The organism is Nocardia sp. NPDC127579, from assembly GCF_042672005.1.
Classification (GTDB): Bacteria; Actinomycetota; Actinomycetes; order Mycobacteriales; family Mycobacteriaceae; genus Nocardia.
Genome location: NZ_JBHXVZ010000022.1, coordinates 1 through 3,251 on the forward strand (window position 1 = coordinate 1; position 3,251 = coordinate 3,251).

General features: G+C 66.3%; 3 protein-coding genes. All 3 read right to left on the reverse strand.

Annotation, left to right across the window (positions count from 1 at the left end):
- Positions 1-138: 138 nt before the first annotated feature.
- The 3 genes from ACFVMC_RS33120 to ACFVMC_RS33130 all read right to left on the reverse strand — a co-directional run bounded on the left by ACFVMC_RS33120 (position 139) and on the right by ACFVMC_RS33130 (position 2,855).
- The gene (locus ACFVMC_RS33120; protein ID WP_379216925.1) at positions 139-951 is read right to left on the reverse strand and encodes an ExeA family protein; all 813 of its coding nucleotides are present in this window, start codon (positions 949-951) and stop codon (positions 139-141) included.
- A 39-nt stretch (positions 952-990) separates the two neighbouring features.
- Positions 991-2,385, reverse strand: coding sequence for a DDE-type integrase/transposase/recombinase (locus tag ACFVMC_RS33125; RefSeq protein ID WP_379216927.1), 1,395 nt, complete (start codon positions 2,383-2,385; stop codon positions 991-993).
- A gap of 74 nt (positions 2,386-2,459) precedes the next feature.
- Positions 2,460-2,855, reverse strand: coding sequence for a hypothetical protein (locus ACFVMC_RS33130; RefSeq protein ID WP_379216929.1), 396 nt, complete (start codon positions 2,853-2,855; stop codon positions 2,460-2,462).
- Between the last annotated feature and the right edge of the window lie 396 nt (positions 2,856-3,251).

Genomic DNA, 3,251 nt, shown 5'->3' on the forward strand with positions numbered 1-3,251 from the left:
TGTTAGGCGACGCTGAAAATGCCGATCAACCAGGCGTTGAAGATGCCGACCATCAGAGGCAAGAGAACCCCGCCGGGCATAGCCGCAGCGGGGTCCTCATCGGCGAGGTGTCGCCGATCGTCGGCAAGGTGCCCGATGTCAGTCGCCGATCACCTCGCTGACAGCGGAGCGGGCCGCGACCTCGTCGACGAGGCTCTTGCCCGCCGCGAACGTGGCGACCAGAGACTGCAACGCGAGGTTGTTGACCGCGCGGGGAAACCCGCGCGAGGTGGTGTGGATCAGGCTGATCGCGTCCTCGGTGAACAACGGATCCGCCCGCCCCGACAGCTTCAGATGGTGGGCGATGTAGCTGGTCGTCTCCGCCGAGGTCATCCCGGGCATGGTGTAGCGCAACGCGGTTCGCTGCTCGAGCGCGGCCAGGACCGCGAGTTTCATGGTGCGCCGCAGCGTCGGCTGCCCGACCAGAAGACAGGCCAGCGGCGAGTCCTGATCGAGATTGGTGTTGGTCAGCATTCGAACCGATTCGAGTTGTTCGTAGTTCATCAGATGCGCTTCATCGATGACCAGAACCGGTGTGCGGCCACGTTCTTCACGTTCAGCGACCAGGGCTTTGCTGGCCTGGACCATCAACCGCGAACCCAGGTGAGCGACGTGCTGACCGAAAGCGTTGACGATCTCCTCGTGGATGCCACGAACCCCGATCATCGGGTTCGGGATATAGATCACCGTGTGCCGGGAGGGATCCAGGCCGGCCAAAACGGTGCGGACCGACACCGTTTTCCCGGCCCCGACCTCTCCGGTGACCACCCCGATGGAACGTTCGCTGATGCACCAGCTGATCCGCGCGACGGCCTCGTTGTGGGAGGCGTGGCGGTGCAGCATTCCCGGGGCGAGGTCACGCCCGAACGGGGTGCGGGTGAAACCGTAATGGGCCTGCAATTTCTCGATCATGAGAGCTTGTGTTTCTTTCCGAAGTCGTTGCGGGAAGGTCTATTCGGGGATATCGAGGTCCAGGACCGAGGGGTCCTCGGCCGGGTTCCAGCCCAGTGCGGCGTAGTTGACCTTGGCGGCCAGCTCGTCGGTGTGCTGGTTGTCGATGAGTTCGAGGTAGTCGATGCCGGTGCTCGGCTGGGGCGCCTCGGCGGGGATCTCGGGTTTGGCCTTGGGGTGGGAGTGCCGGTTGATCTGGAACGGCAACGCTGTTCCGGCGTCGTGGCCTTCGTGGCGGACCCGCAGAAACGTCAGGTCGAACGGGTCGAACACCAACTCGACCCGGCGCCCGACCAGGCCGGGATCGACCTGGTAACGGTTGCCGTGCAACGACACCAACGCCGTTTTCGACACCGTCCGATGCTCGGACCAGCGGAAAGCCTCGGCCAGATCCTCCGGCGAGGGGACCGCGAACGGCGCGGCCTCCAACCACCGCGCCAACGGCGCGAACCCGGTCTCGGAATGCGTCCGCCGGTGATAGACGGTTTCGACCCAGGCGGCGAACAAACGGTTCATCTCCGCCAGGTCCTGGACCTGGCGCCCGACTTCGCCGTCCCCGGCGGCGATCTCGACGGTGAACTCACCATTGACGGTGCGGAAGAACCGCTCGATCTTGCCCCGGCCCTGCGGGCGGCCGGGCTGGGAATGGATCAACTTGATCCCCAGCTTCGCGCAGGCCCGCAAAAGCCACGAATCAACGAATGCCGACCCATTGTCGACATAGACATATCGCGGAATTCCCCTGGCCGCCAATGCAGGTCGCAGCGCGGCCGCCAGGCGGACGGTGTCCTCGGCGAAACCCCACCGATGCCCGACGATCGCGCGGGAATGATCGTCGATGAACGCGAACAGATAGGTTTTGCGGCCGTTGACCCGGGGCCCGTGCAATGCGTCCCCGGTCCACATTTCATTCGGACGCTCGGCCTCGAACCGGCCGAACGTCGCCGGCTCGGCCGGAGCGTGCAACGCGGTCAACCCGGTGCGCACGAACATCCGCTGCAAGGTCCGCTCATCGGGCGCCCACCCGTGCTGTGCCCGCAGAATCCGCTGGATCTGGGCGGCGCTGCGGCTCGGGTTCTCCTTCTTCAACGCCGAGGCCAGCTCGAACACCTCCGGCGGTGTGCGCGGCTGGGATTGGCGCGTGGAAGGCACCAGCGCATCGAACCCGTGACGCCGCCACTGCTGGATCCAGCGATCCAGGGTCCAGCGGGTGATCCGCACTACCCGCCCGTCCGGGTCGGTATGGGGCTCAGCGGCGAGTTTACGGACCAGAGCACCCCGCTGACGCGGAGTCAGCGACGCATCAGCGGCCTCGCGGATCAGCATGTATCGGAACAACGCGATCGCCTGAGCGCGCTCGCGCCGCGCCTTGTCTTCTTCATCGGCCTTCGACATTCCTCGTCGGCACCTCCTCCAGGTCAAACGACAGACCCGCCGAAAATGCCTTGCCCCAACCGATTTCGGCAGAGTCAGTTCGTGTTGGACCCCGAACCCGGCCACCTCGGCGACAACAAACGCCCCGACGAAGCCGCTACCGCGACCGACCAGGGCGACACCTGCCCGACGCCGGGCCATCGCGATCCCGCCGCGACCGCAGCGCCGATCACGGCCGAGACCGCGTCGGCGAAGGCCGAGCCCGAGCAGGCCGGCGGCACCGGATCGACCCCGACATCGACCAGCAGCCGGGTGAACCACACCCGCAGCACCGCCGCGCGCGCAGCGAACCGGCGAAACCAGCCCCGCACCGTTTCCACCGCACGACCCAGCATCGCCGCCACCGCGCGAGCACCCGCCCCCGCGGCCTTGGCCGCCAGCGCCGCGCCGATCACCACCGCCATATCCGCCCGCCTGACCAGCGCGAACACCGGGAGAAGAACATGGGAACCCGCACACGAACCACACCGAGACCGGCGCGGACGTACCCGCACCGAACCACGCGCACCGCGCAACTCCCGCGTCCTGGCCCACCCCCACGGACGCAGAACGCCCCCGCAATCGGGGCACTCGAACTCACCATTGGCCAACCTGGATTCGACTCGAACCGCGTCCGCGCCTACCGTGATCACAGCGTCTCCATGCGCTACACGGCCCTCTCGGACAGCACTTCGCCAAAAGTCACCGGGAGGGCCTTCGCGTGCCCGAATCGGCAAGGTGCCGCCGCCAATCAACACAACCCCGAAACTGGCACGCACCAGAAATCGTCGGCAGACATCATGCACTCAAATCGCCTGCGACGTAGGCATATTGAGTGCCGTCCAACA

Bases quoted from the DNA above. Each gene is read 5' to 3' on its own strand.
- ACFVMC_RS33120 (WP_379216925.1), bottom strand. From the start codon at position 951: ATGATCGAGAAATTGCAGGCCCATTACGGTTTCACCCGCACCCCGTTC.
- ACFVMC_RS33125 (WP_379216927.1), bottom strand. From the start codon at position 2,385: ATGTCGAAGGCCGATGAAGAAGACAAGGCGCGGCGCGAGCGCGCTCAG.